Raw genomic sequence first — 16,561 nt, 5'->3', positions numbered from 1 at the left:
CAAATAGGCGGACGGCTCAAATATATGGACCCCACAATAAGGAGGAACTGTTCAAATGGCAAAGGCAAAGTTTGAACGTAACAAACCGCACGTTAACATCGGTACTATTGGTCACGTCGACCATGGTAAAACAACTCTGACTGCTGCAATCACAACTGTATTGTCCAAAAAATACGGTGGTGCTGCTGTAGCATTCGACCAAATTGATAAGGCTCCTGAAGAACGCGAACGCGGTATCACTATCTCCACCGCTCACGTTGAATATGAAACTCCTAACCGTCACTACGCTCACGTAGACTGCCCTGGACACGCCGACTATGTTAAAAACATGATCACTGGCGCAGCGCAAATGGACGGAGCGATCCTGGTTGTATCCGCAGCTGACGGCCCTATGCCACAGACTCGTGAACACATCCTGCTGTCCCGTCAAGTAGGCGTTCCTTACATCGTTGTATTCCTGAACAAATGCGACATGGTTGAGGACGAAGAGTTGCTTGAATTGGTTGAAATGGAAGTTCGCGATCTGCTTAGCGAATACGACTTCCCAGGCGATGACACTCCAATCGTTCGTGGATCTGCTCGTGAAGCTCTGCAGAACCCTGATGGCGAGTATGCACAAAAGATCGTTGAAATGTTCGAAACGATCGACACATACATCCCGCTTCCAGAACGTCAGACTGACAAGCCTTTCTTGATGCCTGTCGAAGATGTATTCTCCATCACTGGCCGCGGTACTGTGGCAACTGGTCGCGTAGAACGCGGAACAGTTAAAGTCGGAGAAGAAATCGAAATCGTTGGTATTCACGAAGAAACTAAGAAGTCTGTAGTTACTGGCGTGGAAATGTTCCGCAAATTGCTTGATTCCGCTCAAGCTGGCGACAACATCGGCGCACTCCTGCGTGGTGTTGACCGGAACAACATCGAGCGTGGCCAAGTATTGGCTAAGCCGAACTCCGTTAAGCCACACACTGAGTTCACTGCTCAGATCTACGTTCTGACTAAAGAAGAAGGCGGACGTCACAAACCATTCTTCACTGGTTACCGTCCACAGTTCTACTTCCGTACAACTGACGTAACTGGCATCATCAACCTGCCAGAAGGTACTGAAATGGTTATGCCTGGTGACAACATCACTGTAACTGTTCAGCTGATCTCCCCAATCGCTATTGAAGAAGGTACTAAATTCTCCATTCGCGAAGGCGGACGTACAGTTGGTGCCGGTTCCGTAGCTTCCATCCAGAAATAATTCAGGCTCTATCCGTTAGGATAGACTGAATATAAGTCAGGCCCCCTTCATTTGAAGGGGGCCTGTTTTATTTTATAGATAAGATTGAGAATTAGATTTCCTTCGCATAGTCCGCACTTGGCAACTTGGATAAAACCACATGCAGGCTGGACGGCGATGAACTATTATTCGTATAAGCGAATGACTCGTCACCGGCAATGTAGATGGTCTCTCCTTGGATGAAGGAGAACTCTTCCTCATTAACATGAATGGTACCGTCACCGTGTAAGGCGAGGATATACACATCTGCTCCCGGGTGCTTGTGAACGGGCAGCTTTTGCCCAGGCATGAAATTAAGCACAAATACTACGCTATCGCCTTTTTGGAAAATGATCTTTTTGGTAAAGCGTTCCTCTTGATACTGTACGGCCTCAGCTAGTGTTTTCTTTTCCATTATAAATCCCTGCTTTCATTATATTAGTATTATTTAAAGCTTAACTTCGTACTCGCAGTGCTCATGACCGGTGACATTACATTTGATCTCTTTCACTGAAACCTTGCGGCCGAGAATTCGGCACAGAGCACCTTCAATGATAGCTCCCTCCAGATCACAGACCATTCTTTCATCTTCAAGGGAAGGTAGTCCTTTGCAGAAGCAATCGTCAACAGCGATATTAATTTTGCGCTCATCGGAATGAACAATTCGGGGAATCCCGATTTTGAGCTCCTCAAAGATCTGCAGCAGCTCTTCCACGGAATGGACAGGCAGGCTCTCGCCGATCTTTCTGCCAATGGTCACAGTCGTTCCCTTTCCGCCTAACGGCAATCCCTGGTTCATTCCAATTAGACGGATGGTCCGGAATAGTTCAAGGGGCACCATATTGCCCAGAATTGTTCTATTCATCTGGCGCATGTCCTCAAAAGTGTATTGCTGCAAGCCCATCAACTCCTTTTCTCTCTATGAACCTATTGTATAGACAGCCGGCGCGTTAATCCTTGATATAGATCAAGTTTTATGAAAATTTGTGCGTCCAGTCACCTGGCAGCGCTTCGATCATTGATATGGTGGGATAAGCGACAGTAGAGGAGGAATGATGTATGGAATGCAATACGTGCAGTTCTCATGCCTGTGTGCGCCAGGTTCCGGTATTCAGGAGTTTGTCCGATGAAGAATTGGCTATCATAGAATCAATCACAGAATCCCATTCATATAAAAAGGGTAGCCAAGTTTGCCGAGAAGGGGAGCCGTCTGAAGCCTTGTTTGTGGTGAAGAGCGGGCTTATCAAATTAACGAAGAACAGTAAAGAAGGGAAACAGCATATTGTCCGTTTTCTTTTCCCGGGGGATTATTTCGGTCAGTTTGCCCTGCTTCACAATAAAAATAATGATGTAACGGCGGAGATTATTGAGAGTGGAGTGGTCTGCCGGATGCACCGGAAGGATTTCATTCCCCTGCTGGAGCAGAATGCGGGCCTGGCGTTTAGCTTTCTGTTGTCTGTTAGTGAGCAGCTGCATCTGGCGGAAGAAACAGCAGGGGCACTGCATATGTTTGAAGTGGAAAAACGGTTAGCCCGGCTTCTAGTCTACTTGTACACGAGGAATCTACCAGAATCAGCTCTGACAATGCAAGCTTTAAGACATTCCGTGGATCTCCCATCGGCGCAAAAAGAAGTGGCAGCGATGATCGGCACTACTGCCGAGACCCTAAGCCGTAAGCTGAACAAGCTGGAAGCGCTGAAGATCATCGCTATGCATAAAAGAACCGTGAATATTTTGGAGATGGAGACTCTAATTCAGCTCGCTGAAATCAGTCATTAACAATTTTCAGATAAAACCGTGTATTTTTAAACTTTTTTTCTGGAAAAAGTGATTTGTTTTGCAAAGGCTCTTGCAATATAGCCGCCTATTAGATATAATAATAAATGTTGTTCTGAGACGTTGCGATGATGTGAGAGGTTACTGACACACCCGGCCCCTTTGCCATGAGGTCGACGTCAGAAAATTTTCACGGAGTATGTCCGATAATAAATTGGGCGATAGAAGGAGGGACTAAAATGGCAAAGCAAAAAATTCGTATTCGCTTGAAAGCATACGACCACAGAATTCTTGATCAATCCGCAGAGAAAATCGTTGAAACAGCAAAACGTTCGGGTGCTGGTGTATCCGGGCCGATTCCGCTGCCAACTGAGAAGCAAATCATTACCATTCTCCGTGCGGTACACAAGTACAAGGATTCCCGTGAACAGTTTGAGCAACGGACTCACAAACGTTTGATCGATATTGTGAACCCAACACCACAAACTGTGGATGCCTTGATGCGCTTGGATCTACCGTCCGGTGTAGATATCGAAATCAAATTGTAATTCATTAAGTAATCAGGAAAAGAAAAGAGGTGTCAACATTGAAAGGTATCTTAGGAAAAAAACTCGGTATGACTCAAGTGTTTACTCCAGAAGGTAACGTAATCGCGGTTTCTGTTATCGAAGCTGGACCTTGTGTGGTACTGCAAAAGAAAGACCTGAATATCGACGGATATGAAGCAGTGCAGTTGGGCTTTTCCGATAAAAAGGAAAGTCGCTCCAACAAGCCTGAACAGGGTCACGCCAAAAAGGCAAATGCAACACCTAAGCGCTACGTTCGCGAAATTCGCGGTGTTGACCTCGGGTCACTCGAGGTTGGACAAGAGCTTAAGGCTGACATCTTCGCTGAAGGCGAGTTTGTTGACGTAACAGGTACTTCGAAGGGTAAAGGCTTCCAGGGTAACATCAAACGCTGGGGACAAAGCCGCGGACCAATGGCACACGGATCGCGTTACCACAGAAGACCGGGCTCGATGGGTTCCATCCAGGCTAACCGTGTTCCTAAGGGCAAACGCCTGCCAGGACATATGGGTCACACGACCGTAACGGTTCAAAAGCTTGAAATCATCCGGGTTGACGTAGAACGTAATGTACTGCTGGTTAAAGGCGCTATTCCAGGTCCTAAGAACAGCTTCGTGAAAGTTAAACAAACCGTTAAGAAATAATTACTGAAGAAAGGAGGAACATGAAATGCCAAAAGTAACACTTTTCAATACTAGTGGTAACGAAGTTGGCGAAGTTGAACTGAGTGATTCAGTTTTCGGTATTGAACCGAACGTACATGTGCTGCATGAAGCTGCACTTATGCAAAGAGCTTCCCTTCGTCGCGGTACACATAAAGTAAAAGGACGCTCTGAAGTGCGTGGCGGCGGACGTAAGCCTTGGAAACAAAAAGGTACAGGTCGTGCTCGTCAAGGCTCCATTCGTTCTCCACAATGGAAAGGCGGCGGCGTAGTCTTCGGACCAACACCACGCAGCTATTCCTGGAAATTGCCTAAGAAGGTTCGCCGGTTGGCCATCAAATCCGCGTTGTCCTCAAAAGTGCTTGAGAATGACATCATCGTATTGGATAGCTTGACTCTGAATGCTCCGAAGACGAAAGAATTCGCAGCGATTCTGAACAACCTTAAAGTGGGCAGCAAAGCCCTGATCGTAGCTCCTAGCTATGATGACAACGTAGCACTTTCCGCTCGTAACATCCCTGGGGTGAAATTCGTAGCGGCTGACGGCATCAATGTTCTTGACGTACTGACGTACGACAAACTGATCATCACTAAAGAAGCAGTTCTGAAGGTAGAGGAGGTGTTCGCGTAATGAAAGATCCTCGTGATATAATCAAGCGTCCAGTGATTACGGAACGCACATCCGAATACATGAGCGAACTGAAGTACGCTTTTGAAGTGGATATCCGTGCTAACAAGACCGAAATCAAAAAAGCTGTCGAGGCTATTTTTAAAGTAAAAGTCGTTAGTGTGAACACAATGCGCGTACCTGGTAAACTGAAACGTTACGGCAAATATTCCGGTTATACTCCGGAGTGGAAAAAAGCCATCGTGAAGCTTAGCCCGGACAGCAAACCGCTTGAGTTCTTTGAAGCGGTAGAATAATACTCTTAAAGTAAGGAGGAAACTATAGTGCCAATCAAAAAGTACAAACCGACCTCTCCGGCAAGACGCAACATGTCTGTGTCTACGTTTGAAGAAATTACAACAAACCAGCCAGAGAAATCGTTGCTGTCCCCGCTGTTCAAGCATGCCGGACGCAACAACCAAGGTAAAATTACGGTTCGTCACCATGGCGGCGGACACAAACGTAAATACCGTATCATCGACTTCAAGCGGACTAAAGACGGCATACCAGGTAGCGTTGCTACAATCGAGTATGACCCGAACCGTACTTCCAATATTGCTTTGATCCACTATGCTGATGGAGAGAAACGTTATATCATCGCTCCTAAAGGCCTTAAAGTTGGGGATAAAGTTGAGTCCGGCCCTGCTGCGGACATCAAAATTGGTAACAGCCTTCCGTTGATCAACATCCCGGTAGGTACAGTTATCCACAACATCGAGTTGAAACCAGGCAAAGGCGGACAATTGGTTCGTGCTGCAGGTACTGAAGCTCAGCTGCTGGGTAAAGAAGATAAATACGTATCTGTTCGTTTGAACTCGGGTGAGGTTCGCAGAATCCTCAGCGTTTGCCGTGCGACTATCGGAGCCGTAGGTAACGGAGATCACGAACTGATCAAGATTGGTAAAGCCGGACGCAGCCGCTGGCTCGGACGTCGTCCTGAAGTACGCGGTGTTGTCATGAACCCTAACGATCACCCACACGGTGGTGGTGAAGGCCGCGCTCCTATCGGACGGAAATCGCCAATGTCACCTTGGGGCAAACCAACCCTCGGCTACAAAACGCGTAAGAAAAACAAAGCATCTGATAAATATATCGTTCGCCGCCGCACGAAATAAGACGCTTCAGGCAAGTTAGTTAAGCGCGAAGCGTCGATTCGCGGTTTTGAAGAACCGGATGAAGGGAGGATTCACACATGGGTCGCAGTTTAAAGAAGGGGCCGTTCATCGATGGCTACCTGCTGAAAAAAGTTGAGGATTTGAACGAGTCAGACAAGAAAGTCGTAGTAAAAACCTGGTCCCGTCGCTCAACCATTTTCCCTCAGTTTATCGGACATACGTTTGGTGTATATGACGGCCGCAAACACGTGCCTGTATACGTAACGGAAGATATGGTAGGTCACAAGTTGGGCGAGTTCGCGCCAACACGTACTTACAAAGGCCACGCGGGTGACGATAAGAAAACCAGAAGATAATTAACGTCTTCGTTTGAGAGGAGGGAAAACAATGGAAGCAAAAGCACATGCAAGATCGGTGCGGATTTCCGCTCGTAAAGCGAAACTGGTTGTTGACTTGATTCGCGGCAAGCAAGTGGGGGAAGCAATTGCAATTCTTCGCCACACTCCGAAGTCCGCTTCTCCGGTTGTTGAGAAGCTACTGAACTCGGCGATTGCGAACGCTGAGCATAACTACTCTATGGACGTTAACAGCTTATTCGTAAGCGAAGTTTTCGTTAACCAGGGTCCTACAATGAAACGTTTCCGTCCGCGCGCCATGGGCCGCGCAAGCCGGATCAATAAACGTACCAGCCACATTACTTTGGTGGTATCTGAGAAATAAGGAGGGATAACACGTGGGTCAAAAGGTAAATCCAGTCGGACTCCGAGTCGGTATTATTCGCGATTGGGAATCAAAATGGTATGCAGGCAAAGATTTCGGTACTCTTTTAATGGAAGACGTCAAAATCCGGGAATACCTTAAAGGCAAGTTGAAAGATTCCTCTGTTTCCCGCATCGAGATCGAAAGAGCGGCAAGCCGAGTGAACGTTACAATTCACACTGCCAAGCCAGGTATGGTAATTGGTAAAGGCGGAGCAGAAGTAGAAGTACTTCGCAGCGCAGTTACAACTATCGCCGGCGGTAAGAAAGTACACATCAACATCAATGAAATCAAACACCCTGAACTGGATGCTATTCTTGTTGCTGAAAGCATTGCACAACAGCTGGAACGTCGCGTATCGTTCCGTCGTGCTCTGAAACAAGCGATTCAAAGAACTATGCGTTCCGGCGCAAAGGGAATTAAAACTCAGGTTGGCGGACGTCTTGGCGGCGCTGAGATTGCCCGTTCAGAAGGTTATAGCGAAGGAACAGTTCCACTTCATACGCTTCGTGCTGATATCGATTACGGAACAGCTGAAGCACATACAACTTACGGCCGTATCGGCGTAAAAGTATGGATTTATCGTGGAGAAGTTCTTCCCCCAGCTAAGAAACAAGCTGCTCAGGAAGGAGGCAACTAATCATGTTGGTACCAAAGCGCGTTAAACACCGCAAGCAACAACGCGGTCACATGAAGGGTATGGCAAAAGGCGGAACCGAACTTAACTTCGGCGAATTCGGTTTGCAGGCACTGGAGCCATCTTGGATCACTAACCGTCAGATCGAAGCTGCTCGTATCGCAATGACACGTTACATCAAACGTGGCGGTCAGGTTTGGATCAAGATTTTCCCGGATAAGCCAATCACTCAGAAGCCTCTCGAGGTTCGTATGGGTAGTGGTAAAGGTAACGTTGAGAAGTGGGTAGCTGTAGTTAAACCGGGTAAGATTATGTTCGAACTCGGAGGCGTGTCGGAAGAAATCGCTCGTGAAGCGATGCGTCTTGCCGCTCACAAGCTGCCTGTAAAGACTAAGTTTGTGAAACGTGAAGAATTGGGTGGTGAAGCAAATGAAAGCTAATGAACTTCGCAACTTAACCACTGCTGAGATTGAACAGAAAATCGCCGGATTTAAGGAAGAACTTTTCAATCTCCGTTTCCAATTGGCAACAGGCCAACTGGATAACCCGACTCGGATTCGTGATGTGCGTAAGGAAATAGCTCGTGCTAAAACCGTTATCCATCAAAGAGTACTTGGGATTAGTTAAGTGACGGCGGATGCATAATCCGTAATCAGGAAGGAGGCTAATTATGAGCGAAGAGCGTAATGCACGTAAAGTGCTGATCGGTAAAGTAGTCAGCGACAAAATGGATAAAACCATCGTAATTGCTGTTGAAACCTATAAAAAGCACAATCTGTATCACAAACGCATCAAGTCCACGAAGAAATTCAAGGCACATGATGAAGAGAATGTAGCTAAAATTGGTGATGTCGTGAAAGTCATGGAAACTCGTCCATTGTCGAAGGACAAACGGTGGAGACTGGTTGAAGTGGTAGAAAAAGCGGTAATCATCTAAGACATGAAGCAGATCCCTTTCCGGAAGGAGGAAAATAATAATGATTCAACCATTTACACGTTTGCATGTGGCTGACAACTCTGGTGCGAAGGAACTGATGTGTATCCGCGTACTGGGTGGTACTGGACGCCGTACAGCAGCAATCGGCGATCTGATCGTTTGTTCCGTTAAACAAGCAACACCAGGCGGCGTTGTCAAAAAAGGTGATGTTGTTAGAGCGGTAGTTGTTCGTACAAAACGTTCGGTACGCCGTAAAGATGGATCTTACATCGCATTCGACGAAAATGCAGCTGTTGTTGTCAAAGACGACAGAAGCCCGCGCGGAACACGTATCTTCGGACCAGTTGCTCGCGAACTTCGCGACAAGGACTACATGAAGATCGTTTCCTTGGCACCGGAAGTAATCTAAAAATCCGAGTGATGCTCGGTTGTACTTGAAAAGGTCAGTTATAGGAGGTGTAATCAATGCCTAGAGTTAAAAAAGTTCTGGAATCCCATAACAATAAACTGCACGTGAAAAAAGATGATGTGGTGCTTGTGATCAGCGGGAAAGACAAAGGTAAAAAAGGCCGTGTCATCGCTGCTTATCCTCGTGAAAACCGCGTCCTGGTAGAAGGCGTGAACATGGTGAAGAAACACCAGAAGCCTAACCAGTTGAATCCGCAAGGCGGAATCATCGAGCAGGAAGCTTCGATTCATGTGTCTAACGTAATGCACATTGATCCGAAGAGCGGGAAAGTTACGCGTATCGGCTATAAAGTACTAGATAACGGTAAGAAGGTTCGGGTAGCAAAAAGATCCGGAGAGATTATCGACTAATACAGTCCTAATGAAAGGAGGTAAATCTTCATGGCAGCAAGAATGAAAGAACGTTATCTGAATGAAATCACACCATCTTTGATGCAGAAGTTTAACTACACAACAGTTATGCAAGTGCCTAAGATCGAGAAGATCGTCATCAACATGGGTGTAGGTGACGCTGTTCAAAACTCCAAAGTACTTGACGCTGCAGTTAACGATATGCAACTGATTTCTGGTCAAAAGCCGGTTATCACTAAAGCTAAGAAATCCATCGCCGGTTTCAAACTGCGCGAGAATATGCCGATCGGGGTTAAAGTAACACTGCGCGGCGAGCGTATGTATTACTTCCTGGATAAATTGATCAACGTAACGCTTCCACGCGTTCGTGACTTCCGTGGTATTTCCAGCAAAGCCTTTGATGGCCGTGGTAACTACACACTGGGTCTTAAAGAACAATTGATCTTCCCGGAAATCGAGTATGACAAAGTGGATAAGGTTCGCGGTATGGACATCGTTATTGTAACGACTGCTAAGACGGACGAGGAATCCCGTGAGCTGCTGAATCAGCTGGGAATGCCTTTCACAAAATAAGAATCATCCATTTCTCCGAAAATGTTTAGGAGGTGTCAGTCTAAGTGGCAAAGACTTCAATGAAAGTTAAACAACAACGCGAGCCTAAGTTCAAAGTACGTGCATACACACGTTGCGAGCGTTGCGGTCGTCCACATTCGGTACTGCAAAAGTTCAAAATTTGCAGAATTTGTTTCCGTGAATTAGCTTATAAAGGCCAGATTCCTGGCGTGAAAAAAGCAAGTTGGTAAGAAGTTTATAAACGGGAAGGAGGTTTACACACATGACTATGTCTGATCCTATTGCAGATATGCTTACTCGTATTCGTAACGCCAACACTGTGCGTCACGAGACAGTAGAAATGCCTGCTTCTACTATGAAAAAACAAATCGCGGACATCTTGAAGCGTGAGGGCTTCATCCGTGATGCTGAATTCGTTGAAGATAGCAAACAAGGGATTATCCGTATTTTCCTGAAATACGGCCCAAGCCAGGAGCGCGTTATCACTGGTCTGAAAAGAATCAGTAAACCAGGTCTGCGCGTATACACGAAGAGCAATGAAGTGCCTCGTGTACTCGGTGGCCTTGGAATCGCGATTATCTCCACATCTAAGGGAGTTATGACCGACAAAGAAGCTCGTCAATCTAAATCCGGCGGAGAAGTTGTCTGCTACATTTGGTAATAAACGTCACAAGATAAGGAGGTGCAACACATGTCTCGTATTGGTCGCAAACCAATCGCAGTACCTAGCGGTGTAGATGTCACTTTGGACAACGCCGTTATTACAGTAAAAGGTCCTAAAGGCACTTTGACTCGTGAGCTTCATAAAGACATGAAGATTACAGTTGAAAATAACGAAATCACTGTTGTTCGCCCGTCGGACAACAAATTGCATCGTTCACTTCACGGCACAACCCGCTCCGTTGTCAACAACATGGTGAGTGGTGTGACTGAAGGTTTCTCGAAATCTCTGGAACTGGTTGGGGTCGGATATCGTGCAAGCAAATCCGGAGATAAGATCGTATTGAACGTTGGTTACTCCCACCCGGTTGAAATCACACCGGAAGCGGGTATCGAGTTCGATGTTCCTGCGAACACGAAGATCATCGTTAGAGGGATTGACAAAGAACGCGTTGGCGCTTATGCTGCCAAAATTCGTTCCGTACGTGAACCTGAACCATACAAAGGTAAAGGTATCAAATATGAAGGCGAGCGTATCATCCGCAAGGAAGGTAAAGCTGGTAAGAAGAAATAACCAGCTCTACCTTAATTGTAAGATACCCCGTGCATCTTAAAGTGAAGCTGTTTACGGCAAACTGAAGGGAGTGAAAGGGAAGTCATGATTACAAAAGAGGATAAAAACAAGGCTCGTCTCAAAAGACACCTGCGTGTTCGTAAGAAGATCCAGGGTACTACTGAGCGTCCACGTTTGAATGTGTTCCGTTCTTCGAAACACATCTACGCTCAACTGATCGATGATGTGACTGGCGTTACTATCGTATCGGCCTCCACACTTGATAAGGAATTGAGTGCTACAATCGGAAATGGCGGCAGCGTTGAAGCTGCAAGCAAAGTGGGTCAATTGATCGCTGAGCGCGCCAAAGAAAAGGGTTATGCAGTGGTTGTATTTGACCGCGGTGGATACTTGTACCATGGACGGATTCAGGCTCTGGCTAGCGCAGCTCGCGAAGCTGGTCTTGAATTCTAGAATATTTCTAAAAGGAGGTTAACGACTTGCGTGTAGATCCGAACAGTTTAGAACTGACAGAAAGAGTTGTACACATCAACCGTGTTGCAAAAGTTGTAAAAGGCGGACGCCGTTTCAGCTTTAGTGCACTTGTTGTTGTGGGCGACGGCAACGGCTACGTTGGTGCTGGTATCGGTAAAGCCGGCGAAGTTCCGGATGCCATCCGTAAAGGCATTGAAGACGCCAAGAAAAACCTGATCCACATTCCAATCGTAGGAACTTCGATTCCTCACCTGGTTACTGGACATTTCGGCGCAGGACGCGTTCTGCTGAAACCAGCATCCGAAGGTACCGGCGTTATCGCTGGTGGACCGGTTCGTGCGGTGCTTGAATTGGCAGGCGTTGGCGATATCTTGACAAAATCTTTGGGTTCTTCGAATTCCATGAACATGGTCAATGCTACTCTAGAGGGACTTTCCCGTCTGAAGCGCATTGAAGAGGTCGCGAAGCTTCGCGGCAAATCTGTCGAAGAATTACGCGGTTAAGGAGGGGAACGTCAATGGCTAAATTGCAAATTACCCTCGTACGCAGTGTAATTGGACGTCCAGAAACACAACGTGTTACTGTTAAGACGCTCGGCCTGCGCAAAACCAACTCGTCCGTGGTTCACAACGACACTCCTGCAATTCGCGGGATGATCAACAAAGTGAGCCACTTGCTGTCCGTTACTGAAATTGAAGGCTAATAAGCCTCGCATAAATTAACAAACATAAGGAGGTGCAAACGATGAAGTTACATGAACTTGCTCCAGCTCCTGGATCACGGAAAGAACGCAACCGCGTTGGTCGTGGACCAAGTAGCGGTAACGGTAAAACTTCGGGCCGTGGACACAAAGGTCAAAACTCCCGTTCCGGCGGTGGTGTACGTCCAGGCTTCGAGGGTGGACAAAACCCACTCTATCGTCGTCTGCCTAAACGTGGTTTCGTCAATCCTACCCGTAAAGAGTACGCGATTGTGAACCTGGAAGATCTGAATAGCTTTGCAGAAGGAACAGAAGTAACTCCTGAGCTTTTGCTTGAAACTGGTGTTGTCAGCAACACTAAGAGCGGCATCAAGATTCTCGGCAATGGTGAACTGGCTGTTAAATTGACTGTCAAAGCAAATAAGTTCTCTCAATCTGCGGTAGAGAAAATCGAAGCTGCCGGCGGTAAAACCGAGGTGATCTAATGTTCAAGACGCTTAAGAATATATGGCATGTTGAAGATTTGCGCAAAAAGATCCTGTTTACCCTGTTCGTTCTGATCATTTACCGCATCGGTTCGTTTGTACCGGTTCCCGGTGTGAACAAAGAAGTACTGGAATCAACAAATCAGGGCGGAGACGCTTTGATGGGTCTTTTGAACACCTTCTCGGGCGGAGCGCTCAAAAACTTCTCGATTTTTGCGATCAGCATTTACCCGTATATCACAGCATCCATCATCGTTCAATTGCTTTCGATGGATGTTGTCCCTAAGTTTGCCGAATGGGCTAAGCAAGGGGAACACGGGAAAAAGCAACTGGCGCAAATTACGCGTTACGGCACAGTAGTGCTAGGTTTGATCCAAGCGTTTGCCACATCTATCGGGTTTAACCGGATTTATGGCACTGAGATGATTCCAAATGCAACCTTTGCGGATTACCTGCTTATTGCGATCATATTGACGGCGGGTACATCGTTCTTGATGTGGTTAGGTGAGCAGATCACTGAAAAGGGTATAGGAAACGGGATTTCGATCCTGATTTTTGCGGGAATCGTCGCCGCCTTTCCGGGATATATCACCACTACGGCGCAATCAAGCTTCATTCAGCCGGGTCAGATGTTCCTGAATATTCTTAAAGTCGTTATTGTACTGATCGTGGTTGTTGCGATTATTGTCGGGGTGATCTTTGTTCAACAAGGTATCCGTAAAATCCCTGTACAATATGCCAAGCGCGTAGTCGGTAACAAAATGTACGGTGGACAGAATACGCACATTCCGCTTAAAATTAATGCGGCTGGTGTAATTCCTGTTATCTTCGCCGTTTCACTGCTTCAATTCCCGGTCGTTTTATCGAGCTTCTGGTCCACCCACGCTTGGGCTAAATGGGTCTCGGCCAATCTGGATCATACCAAGCCGCTCGGCATGCTGCTGTATGTAGTCATGATCATCGGATTCACGTTCTTCTATACGTTTGTCCAGATGAACCCGCAGCAAATGGCTGACAATATGAAAAAGAATGGCGGATACATTCCAGGTATACGTCCAGGTAAGGCTACTGAGAAATATCTGACTAGAGTTATGTCGCGTCTGACCATGTCCGGTGCGCTCTTCCTGTCATTAATCTCTGTACTGCCAGTATTATTTGGATCGTTGTCCGGGTTACCGAAGCAAGTGCAGATTGGTGGTACGGCACTGCTGATCGTAATTGGTGTTGCGCTGGATACCATGAAGCAGATCGAGAGCCAATTGATCAAACGCCATTACAAAGGCTTCATCAATAAATAGGCGATAGGTTCCGGAGAAGTACCTAAGGCTTTAAACTTCCCGGTACCTATTGTGCTGTTTCTTGCTTGGTGGCGAACTTTCGGGGGGAGAAGAGAATCGTGAACATATTATTCATGGGCCCTCCTGGGGCAGGCAAGGGAACACAAGCCGCTGTTGTTGTAAAAGAGTTGGGTATTCCTCATATTTCGACTGGTGATGCATTCCGCTTGGCTATTAAGCAAGGCACACCGGTTGGACTTAAGGCCAAATCTTATATTGATCAAGGGTTGCTTGTACCTGATGATGTGACTATTGGAATCGTCGAAGAACGGCTGCAGCAGTCCGATTGCGAAAAAGGTTTTTTATTGGATGGCTTTCCAAGAACCCTTTCGCAAGCGGAAGCGCTGGGAGAAATCCTCAGCCGGCTTGGAACTTCACTGGATCACGTTGTCAACTTGAATGTGGACCGCGGACTGCTGATGGCGCGTCTTACCGGACGCCGGATCTGCTCAGTTTGCGGAACATCCTACCATTTAATTTTCAACCCGCCGAAGCAAGAAGGCGTCTGCGACATTGATGGCGGAGAATTGTATCAGCGTCCGGATGACAACGAAGAAAGTGTAGGCAAGCGTCTGGATGAGTACGATAACAAGACAGCGCCGCTGCTTGCATTTTATGACGATAAAGGTCTTGTGCGTCAGGTCAACGGAGAAAACGAAATCAATGTCGTTTCTTCTGAAATCGTATCTATGCTGCGGGGTTAATGTAATGATCATTTGCAAATCCGAACAGGAACTTGTCTTTATGAGGGAAGCTGGTCGAATTGTTGCCGAGAGTCACCGTCTTATTGCTGAAGCTATCCAGCCAGGCATTACTACCGGTGAGCTCGACAGAATCGCCGATGGGTACATTCGCAGTCAGGGTGCTGTGCCGTCTTTCAAAGGCTACAACGGTTTTCCTGCCAGCATTTGCGCTTCAGTCAACGAACAATTGGTGCACGGATTTCCAGGGAAACGCAAACTGGTAGAAGGCGACATCGTTACGCTGGATATCGGTGCAGAGTACCGTGGTTATCACGGTGATTCCGCCTGGACATACGGGGTGGGCAGCATCTCCGAAGAGGCTCAGCGTCTGCTGGACGTCACGGAAGGCTCCCTGTACGCTGGACTGGCGTTAGTCAAACCGGATGTGCGCTTGTTTACAATCTCCCATGCCATTCAGTCATACATTGAAGACGCCGGATTCTCCGTTGTCCGCGAGTATGTTGGTCATGGCATTGGGGCAGAACTGCATGAAGAACCGCAAATTCCGAACTATGGCATAGCGGACCGCGGACCACGTCTGAAGCCGGGTATGGTACTCGCCATTGAGCCGATGGTTAACGCTGGAGAACGTTATGTCAGAACGCTGGATGATAACTGGACGGTCGTTACGGTAGACGGTTCACTGTGCGCTCACTTCGAGCATACAGTAGCAGTTACACCGGACGGCATGGAAATTTTCACAAAACTGAATGCGTAGGTGATCTTCACGTGAATACTGGGAGCAGCCCGCAGGTTGGTCAAATCGTGAGAATTCTCAAAGGCAAGGATGCCGGAGAGGCTGCCGTTGTTATCGCAGTTGTGGATAGCAGATTTGTATATATTGCTGATGGGGACAAACGTAAGTTTGACAGCCCAAAGAAGAAGAATATTCAGCATTTGGAGCTCATACCCTTCATCAGCAGTGAGATTGTAGACAGTTTGGAAGAAACCGGCCGGGTCACCAACGGAAAGCTGCGGTTTGCAGTGATGAAGTATGGCCAGCCCGCTGGAAAAAGTGCTAATGAGAAAGGAGACTAACTGTGGCTAAGGAAGACGTCATTGAGGTAGAAGGAACGGTTATTGAACCGTTGCCTAACGCAACTTTTAAGGTTGAGCTTGAGAACGGTCATCAAATACTTGCCCATGTGTCCGGGAAATTGCGGATGCACTTTATCCGTATCCTAACCGGAGACAAAGTGGTCGTGCAGTTATCGCCTTATGATTTATCAAAAGGCCGTATAACTTACCGTAAATAGATGGGAACTACAACAAAAGTTTTGCTTCGCAAAACTTTGAGGAGGTAATTAACATGAAGGTAAGACCTTCTGTAAAGCCCATTTGCGAAAAATGCAAAGTCATCCGCCGCAAAGGGACTGTTATGGTAATTTGCGAAAATCCGAAACACAAACAAAAACAAGGTTAAGAAGGGGGTGTAGCGTAAAATGGCTCGTATAGCTGGAGTGGATTTGCCACGTGATAAGCGCGTTGAGATCGCCTTGACTTATATTTTCGGAATCGGTAAAACGACTTCCCAGAAAATTCTTAATGAAACAGGCATTGACGTTAACACACGTGTCCGTGATTTGACGGAAGATGAAGTCAGCAAACTGCGTGAAACGATCGACAAAGAGGTTAAGGTTGAAGGTGACCTTCGTCGTGAAATTTCCTTGAATATTAAGCGTCTTACTGAGATCGGCTGTTACCGCGGTGTTCGTCACCGTCGTGGATTGCCTGTTCGCGGTCAACGTACCAAAACCAATGCTCGTACCCGTAAAGGCCCGCGTCGTACTGTAGCAAACAAAAAGAAATAAGA

The 16,561-nt window shown here is 47.0% G+C and carries 32 protein-coding genes; 30 read left to right on the top strand and 2 right to left on the bottom strand.

Annotation, left to right across the window (positions count from 1 at the left end; translation table 11 throughout):
* Positions 1-55 precede the first annotated feature (55 nt).
* Positions 56-1,246, top strand: coding sequence for an elongation factor Tu (tuf, locus tag C173_RS01935; RefSeq protein WP_036721850.1), 1,191 nt, complete (start codon positions 56-58; stop codon positions 1,244-1,246).
* Between the two features lie 91 nt (positions 1,247-1,337).
* Here the strand turns inward: tuf and C173_RS01930 are convergent, their stop codons facing one another.
* Together C173_RS01930 and C173_RS01925 are read right to left on the bottom strand one after the other, a co-directional pair.
* A complete protein-coding gene (locus C173_RS01930; protein ID WP_036721849.1) occupies positions 1,338-1,679 on the bottom strand; it encodes a cupin domain-containing protein in 342 nt (113 codons plus the stop codon).
* A 33-nt stretch (positions 1,680-1,712) separates the two neighbouring features.
* The gene (locus C173_RS01925) at positions 1,713-2,129 is read right to left on the bottom strand and encodes a V4R domain-containing protein (RefSeq protein WP_235191733.1); all 417 of its coding nucleotides are present in this window, start codon (positions 2,127-2,129) and stop codon (positions 1,713-1,715) included.
* Positions 2,130-2,323: 194 nt separating this feature from the next.
* On the opposite strand from C173_RS01925, the gene C173_RS01920 reads away from it, so the two are divergent.
* The 29 genes from C173_RS01920 (at position 2,324) to rpsM (ending at position 16,559) form a co-directional block, all read left to right on the top strand.
* The gene (locus C173_RS01920; RefSeq protein ID WP_036721843.1) at positions 2,324-3,043 is read left to right on the top strand and encodes a Crp/Fnr family transcriptional regulator; all 720 of its coding nucleotides are present in this window, start codon (positions 2,324-2,326) and stop codon (positions 3,041-3,043) included.
* Positions 3,044-3,279: 236 nt separating this feature from the next.
* A complete protein-coding gene (rpsJ, locus tag C173_RS01915; RefSeq protein WP_017692074.1) occupies positions 3,280-3,588 on the top strand; it encodes a 30S ribosomal protein S10 in 309 nt (102 codons plus the stop codon).
* A gap of 38 nt (positions 3,589-3,626) precedes the next feature.
* Positions 3,627-4,250, top strand: a complete 624-nt coding sequence (gene rplC, locus C173_RS01910; RefSeq protein WP_036721840.1) for a 50S ribosomal protein L3 — start codon at positions 3,627-3,629, stop codon at positions 4,248-4,250.
* Positions 4,251-4,275: 25 nt separating this feature from the next.
* On the top strand, positions 4,276-4,899 hold the full coding sequence (gene rplD, locus C173_RS01905; RefSeq protein WP_036721837.1) for a 50S ribosomal protein L4: 624 nt from the start codon (positions 4,276-4,278) through the stop codon (positions 4,897-4,899).
* Positions 4,899-5,192 (top strand): 50S ribosomal protein L23, encoded by a 294-nt coding sequence (gene rplW / locus C173_RS01900; RefSeq protein WP_019908225.1) that lies wholly within the window; start codon positions 4,899-4,901, stop codon positions 5,190-5,192. Before rplD ends, rplW begins: the two co-directional genes overlap by 1 nt.
* A 27-nt stretch (positions 5,193-5,219) precedes the next feature.
* Positions 5,220-6,050 (top strand): 50S ribosomal protein L2, encoded by an 831-nt coding sequence (rplB, locus tag C173_RS01895; protein WP_036692392.1) that lies wholly within the window; start codon positions 5,220-5,222, stop codon positions 6,048-6,050.
* Between the two features lie 77 nt (positions 6,051-6,127).
* A complete protein-coding gene (rpsS, locus tag C173_RS01890; RefSeq protein WP_036721834.1) occupies positions 6,128-6,406 on the top strand; it encodes a 30S ribosomal protein S19 in 279 nt (92 codons plus the stop codon).
* A gap of 31 nt (positions 6,407-6,437) precedes the next feature.
* Positions 6,438-6,770: a 50S ribosomal protein L22 gene (rplV, locus tag C173_RS01885; RefSeq protein WP_019908228.1), complete on the top strand. Its 333-nt coding sequence runs from the start codon at positions 6,438-6,440 to the stop codon at positions 6,768-6,770.
* A gap of 13 nt (positions 6,771-6,783) precedes the next feature.
* Positions 6,784-7,449 (top strand): 30S ribosomal protein S3, encoded by a 666-nt coding sequence (gene rpsC, locus C173_RS01880; RefSeq protein WP_036721832.1) that lies wholly within the window; start codon positions 6,784-6,786, stop codon positions 7,447-7,449.
* Positions 7,450-7,451: 2 nt separating this feature from the next.
* Positions 7,452-7,886: a 50S ribosomal protein L16 gene (rplP, locus tag C173_RS01875; protein WP_020427064.1), complete on the top strand. Its 435-nt coding sequence runs from the start codon at positions 7,452-7,454 to the stop codon at positions 7,884-7,886.
* Positions 7,876-8,073, top strand: coding sequence for a 50S ribosomal protein L29 (gene rpmC / locus C173_RS01870; RefSeq protein ID WP_019908232.1), 198 nt, complete (start codon positions 7,876-7,878; stop codon positions 8,071-8,073). The genes rplP and rpmC overlap by 11 nt, the downstream gene beginning before the upstream one ends.
* A 43-nt stretch (positions 8,074-8,116) precedes the next feature.
* Positions 8,117-8,383 (top strand): 30S ribosomal protein S17, encoded by a 267-nt coding sequence (gene rpsQ / locus C173_RS01865; RefSeq protein ID WP_036692400.1) that lies wholly within the window; start codon positions 8,117-8,119, stop codon positions 8,381-8,383.
* Positions 8,384-8,423: 40 nt separating this feature from the next.
* Positions 8,424-8,792 carry a 50S ribosomal protein L14 gene (rplN, locus tag C173_RS01860; protein WP_036680556.1) on the top strand — a complete coding sequence of 123 codons (369 nt, stop codon included), beginning with the start codon at positions 8,424-8,426 and terminating at the stop codon, positions 8,790-8,792.
* Positions 8,793-8,848: 56 nt separating this feature from the next.
* A complete protein-coding gene (gene rplX, locus C173_RS01855; protein WP_019908235.1) occupies positions 8,849-9,202 on the top strand; it encodes a 50S ribosomal protein L24 in 354 nt (117 codons plus the stop codon).
* 30 nt (positions 9,203-9,232) lie between these two features.
* Positions 9,233-9,775, top strand: coding sequence for a 50S ribosomal protein L5 (rplE, locus tag C173_RS01850; RefSeq protein ID WP_036721829.1), 543 nt, complete (start codon positions 9,233-9,235; stop codon positions 9,773-9,775).
* A 44-nt stretch (positions 9,776-9,819) separates the two neighbouring features.
* Positions 9,820-10,005, top strand: coding sequence for a type Z 30S ribosomal protein S14 (locus tag C173_RS33460; RefSeq protein ID WP_036589425.1), 186 nt, complete (start codon positions 9,820-9,822; stop codon positions 10,003-10,005).
* 32 nt (positions 10,006-10,037) lie between these two features.
* The gene (rpsH, locus tag C173_RS01845) at positions 10,038-10,436 is read left to right on the top strand and encodes a 30S ribosomal protein S8 (protein WP_036692403.1); all 399 of its coding nucleotides are present in this window, start codon (positions 10,038-10,040) and stop codon (positions 10,434-10,436) included.
* Positions 10,437-10,466: 30 nt separating this feature from the next.
* Entirely contained in the window at positions 10,467-11,009 is a 543-nt protein-coding gene (gene rplF, locus C173_RS01840) for a 50S ribosomal protein L6 (RefSeq protein ID WP_036721827.1), read from the top strand.
* 84 nt (positions 11,010-11,093) lie between these two features.
* Complete coding sequence (gene rplR / locus C173_RS01835) at positions 11,094-11,462, top strand: 50S ribosomal protein L18 (protein WP_036692407.1); 369 nt, start codon at positions 11,094-11,096, stop codon at positions 11,460-11,462.
* A gap of 26 nt (positions 11,463-11,488) precedes the next feature.
* Positions 11,489-11,986: a 30S ribosomal protein S5 gene (gene rpsE / locus C173_RS01830; RefSeq protein ID WP_036652980.1), complete on the top strand. Its 498-nt coding sequence runs from the start codon at positions 11,489-11,491 to the stop codon at positions 11,984-11,986.
* A gap of 14 nt (positions 11,987-12,000) precedes the next feature.
* Complete coding sequence (gene rpmD, locus C173_RS01825) at positions 12,001-12,186, top strand: 50S ribosomal protein L30 (protein ID WP_019908243.1); 186 nt, start codon at positions 12,001-12,003, stop codon at positions 12,184-12,186.
* 41 nt (positions 12,187-12,227) lie between these two features.
* The gene (gene rplO / locus C173_RS01820) at positions 12,228-12,668 is read left to right on the top strand and encodes a 50S ribosomal protein L15 (RefSeq protein ID WP_036692409.1); all 441 of its coding nucleotides are present in this window, start codon (positions 12,228-12,230) and stop codon (positions 12,666-12,668) included.
* Complete coding sequence (secY, locus tag C173_RS01815; RefSeq protein ID WP_036721825.1) at positions 12,668-13,966, top strand: preprotein translocase subunit SecY; 1,299 nt, start codon at positions 12,668-12,670, stop codon at positions 13,964-13,966. Before rplO ends, secY begins: the two co-directional genes overlap by 1 nt.
* Before the next feature lie 98 nt (positions 13,967-14,064).
* Positions 14,065-14,709 carry an adenylate kinase gene (locus C173_RS01810; protein WP_036721823.1) on the top strand — a complete coding sequence of 215 codons (645 nt, stop codon included), beginning with the start codon at positions 14,065-14,067 and terminating at the stop codon, positions 14,707-14,709.
* Between the two features lie 4 nt (positions 14,710-14,713).
* Positions 14,714-15,466 carry a type I methionyl aminopeptidase gene (gene map, locus C173_RS01805; protein WP_036721822.1) on the top strand — a complete coding sequence of 251 codons (753 nt, stop codon included), beginning with the start codon at positions 14,714-14,716 and terminating at the stop codon, positions 15,464-15,466.
* Between the two features lie 11 nt (positions 15,467-15,477).
* Positions 15,478-15,786 (top strand): KOW domain-containing RNA-binding protein, encoded by a 309-nt coding sequence (locus C173_RS01800; RefSeq protein WP_036721819.1) that lies wholly within the window; start codon positions 15,478-15,480, stop codon positions 15,784-15,786.
* Between the two features lie 2 nt (positions 15,787-15,788).
* Positions 15,789-16,004 carry a translation initiation factor IF-1 gene (gene infA, locus C173_RS01795; protein WP_018753971.1) on the top strand — a complete coding sequence of 72 codons (216 nt, stop codon included), beginning with the start codon at positions 15,789-15,791 and terminating at the stop codon, positions 16,002-16,004.
* 53 nt (positions 16,005-16,057) lie between these two features.
* A complete protein-coding gene (rpmJ, locus tag C173_RS01790) occupies positions 16,058-16,171 on the top strand; it encodes a 50S ribosomal protein L36 (RefSeq protein ID WP_003322638.1) in 114 nt (37 codons plus the stop codon).
* Positions 16,172-16,190: 19 nt separating this feature from the next.
* A complete protein-coding gene (rpsM, locus tag C173_RS01785) occupies positions 16,191-16,559 on the top strand; it encodes a 30S ribosomal protein S13 (protein ID WP_036721817.1) in 369 nt (122 codons plus the stop codon).
* The last annotated feature ends 2 nt before the right edge of the window (positions 16,560-16,561 follow it).

Source organism: Paenibacillus sp. FSL R7-277 (assembly GCF_000517965.1).
Classification (GTDB): domain Bacteria; phylum Bacillota; class Bacilli; order Paenibacillales; family Paenibacillaceae; genus Paenibacillus_AQ; species Paenibacillus_AQ silagei.
The sequence above is the reverse complement of the archived record's forward strand: the minus strand, read 5'-3'. Positions and strand labels throughout refer to the sequence as shown.

Coding starts and splice junctions, on each gene's coding strand:
- tuf (WP_036721850.1), top strand. CDS start 56: ATGGCAAAGGCAAAGTTTGAACGTAACAAACCGCACGTTAACATCGGT.
- C173_RS01930 (WP_036721849.1), bottom strand. CDS start 1,679: ATGGAAAAGAAAACACTAGCTGAGGCCGTACAGTATCAAGAGGAACGC.
- C173_RS01925 (WP_235191733.1), bottom strand. CDS start 2,129: ATGAATAGAACAATTCTGGGCAATATGGTGCCCCTTGAACTATTCCGG.
- C173_RS01920 (WP_036721843.1), top strand. CDS start 2,324: ATGGAATGCAATACGTGCAGTTCTCATGCCTGTGTGCGCCAGGTTCCG.
- rpsJ (WP_017692074.1), top strand. CDS start 3,280: ATGGCAAAGCAAAAAATTCGTATTCGCTTGAAAGCATACGACCACAGA.
- rplD (WP_036721837.1), top strand. CDS start 4,276: ATGCCAAAAGTAACACTTTTCAATACTAGTGGTAACGAAGTTGGCGAA.
- rplW (WP_019908225.1), top strand. CDS start 4,899: ATGAAAGATCCTCGTGATATAATCAAGCGTCCAGTGATTACGGAACGC.
- rpsS (WP_036721834.1), top strand. CDS start 6,128: ATGGGTCGCAGTTTAAAGAAGGGGCCGTTCATCGATGGCTACCTGCTG.
- rplV (WP_019908228.1), top strand. CDS start 6,438: ATGGAAGCAAAAGCACATGCAAGATCGGTGCGGATTTCCGCTCGTAAA.
- rplP (WP_020427064.1), top strand. CDS start 7,452: ATGTTGGTACCAAAGCGCGTTAAACACCGCAAGCAACAACGCGGTCAC.
- rpmC (WP_019908232.1), top strand. CDS start 7,876: ATGAAAGCTAATGAACTTCGCAACTTAACCACTGCTGAGATTGAACAG.
- rpsQ (WP_036692400.1), top strand. CDS start 8,117: ATGAGCGAAGAGCGTAATGCACGTAAAGTGCTGATCGGTAAAGTAGTC.
- rplN (WP_036680556.1), top strand. CDS start 8,424: ATGATTCAACCATTTACACGTTTGCATGTGGCTGACAACTCTGGTGCG.
- rplX (WP_019908235.1), top strand. CDS start 8,849: ATGCCTAGAGTTAAAAAAGTTCTGGAATCCCATAACAATAAACTGCAC.
- rplE (WP_036721829.1), top strand. CDS start 9,233: ATGGCAGCAAGAATGAAAGAACGTTATCTGAATGAAATCACACCATCT.
- rpsH (WP_036692403.1), top strand. CDS start 10,038: ATGACTATGTCTGATCCTATTGCAGATATGCTTACTCGTATTCGTAAC.
- rplF (WP_036721827.1), top strand. CDS start 10,467: ATGTCTCGTATTGGTCGCAAACCAATCGCAGTACCTAGCGGTGTAGAT.
- rplR (WP_036692407.1), top strand. CDS start 11,094: ATGATTACAAAAGAGGATAAAAACAAGGCTCGTCTCAAAAGACACCTG.
- rpmD (WP_019908243.1), top strand. CDS start 12,001: ATGGCTAAATTGCAAATTACCCTCGTACGCAGTGTAATTGGACGTCCA.
- rplO (WP_036692409.1), top strand. CDS start 12,228: ATGAAGTTACATGAACTTGCTCCAGCTCCTGGATCACGGAAAGAACGC.
- secY (WP_036721825.1), top strand. CDS start 12,668: ATGTTCAAGACGCTTAAGAATATATGGCATGTTGAAGATTTGCGCAAA.
- map (WP_036721822.1), top strand. CDS start 14,714: ATGATCATTTGCAAATCCGAACAGGAACTTGTCTTTATGAGGGAAGCT.
- rpmJ (WP_003322638.1), top strand. CDS start 16,058: ATGAAGGTAAGACCTTCTGTAAAGCCCATTTGCGAAAAATGCAAAGTC.
- rpsM (WP_036721817.1), top strand. CDS start 16,191: ATGGCTCGTATAGCTGGAGTGGATTTGCCACGTGATAAGCGCGTTGAG.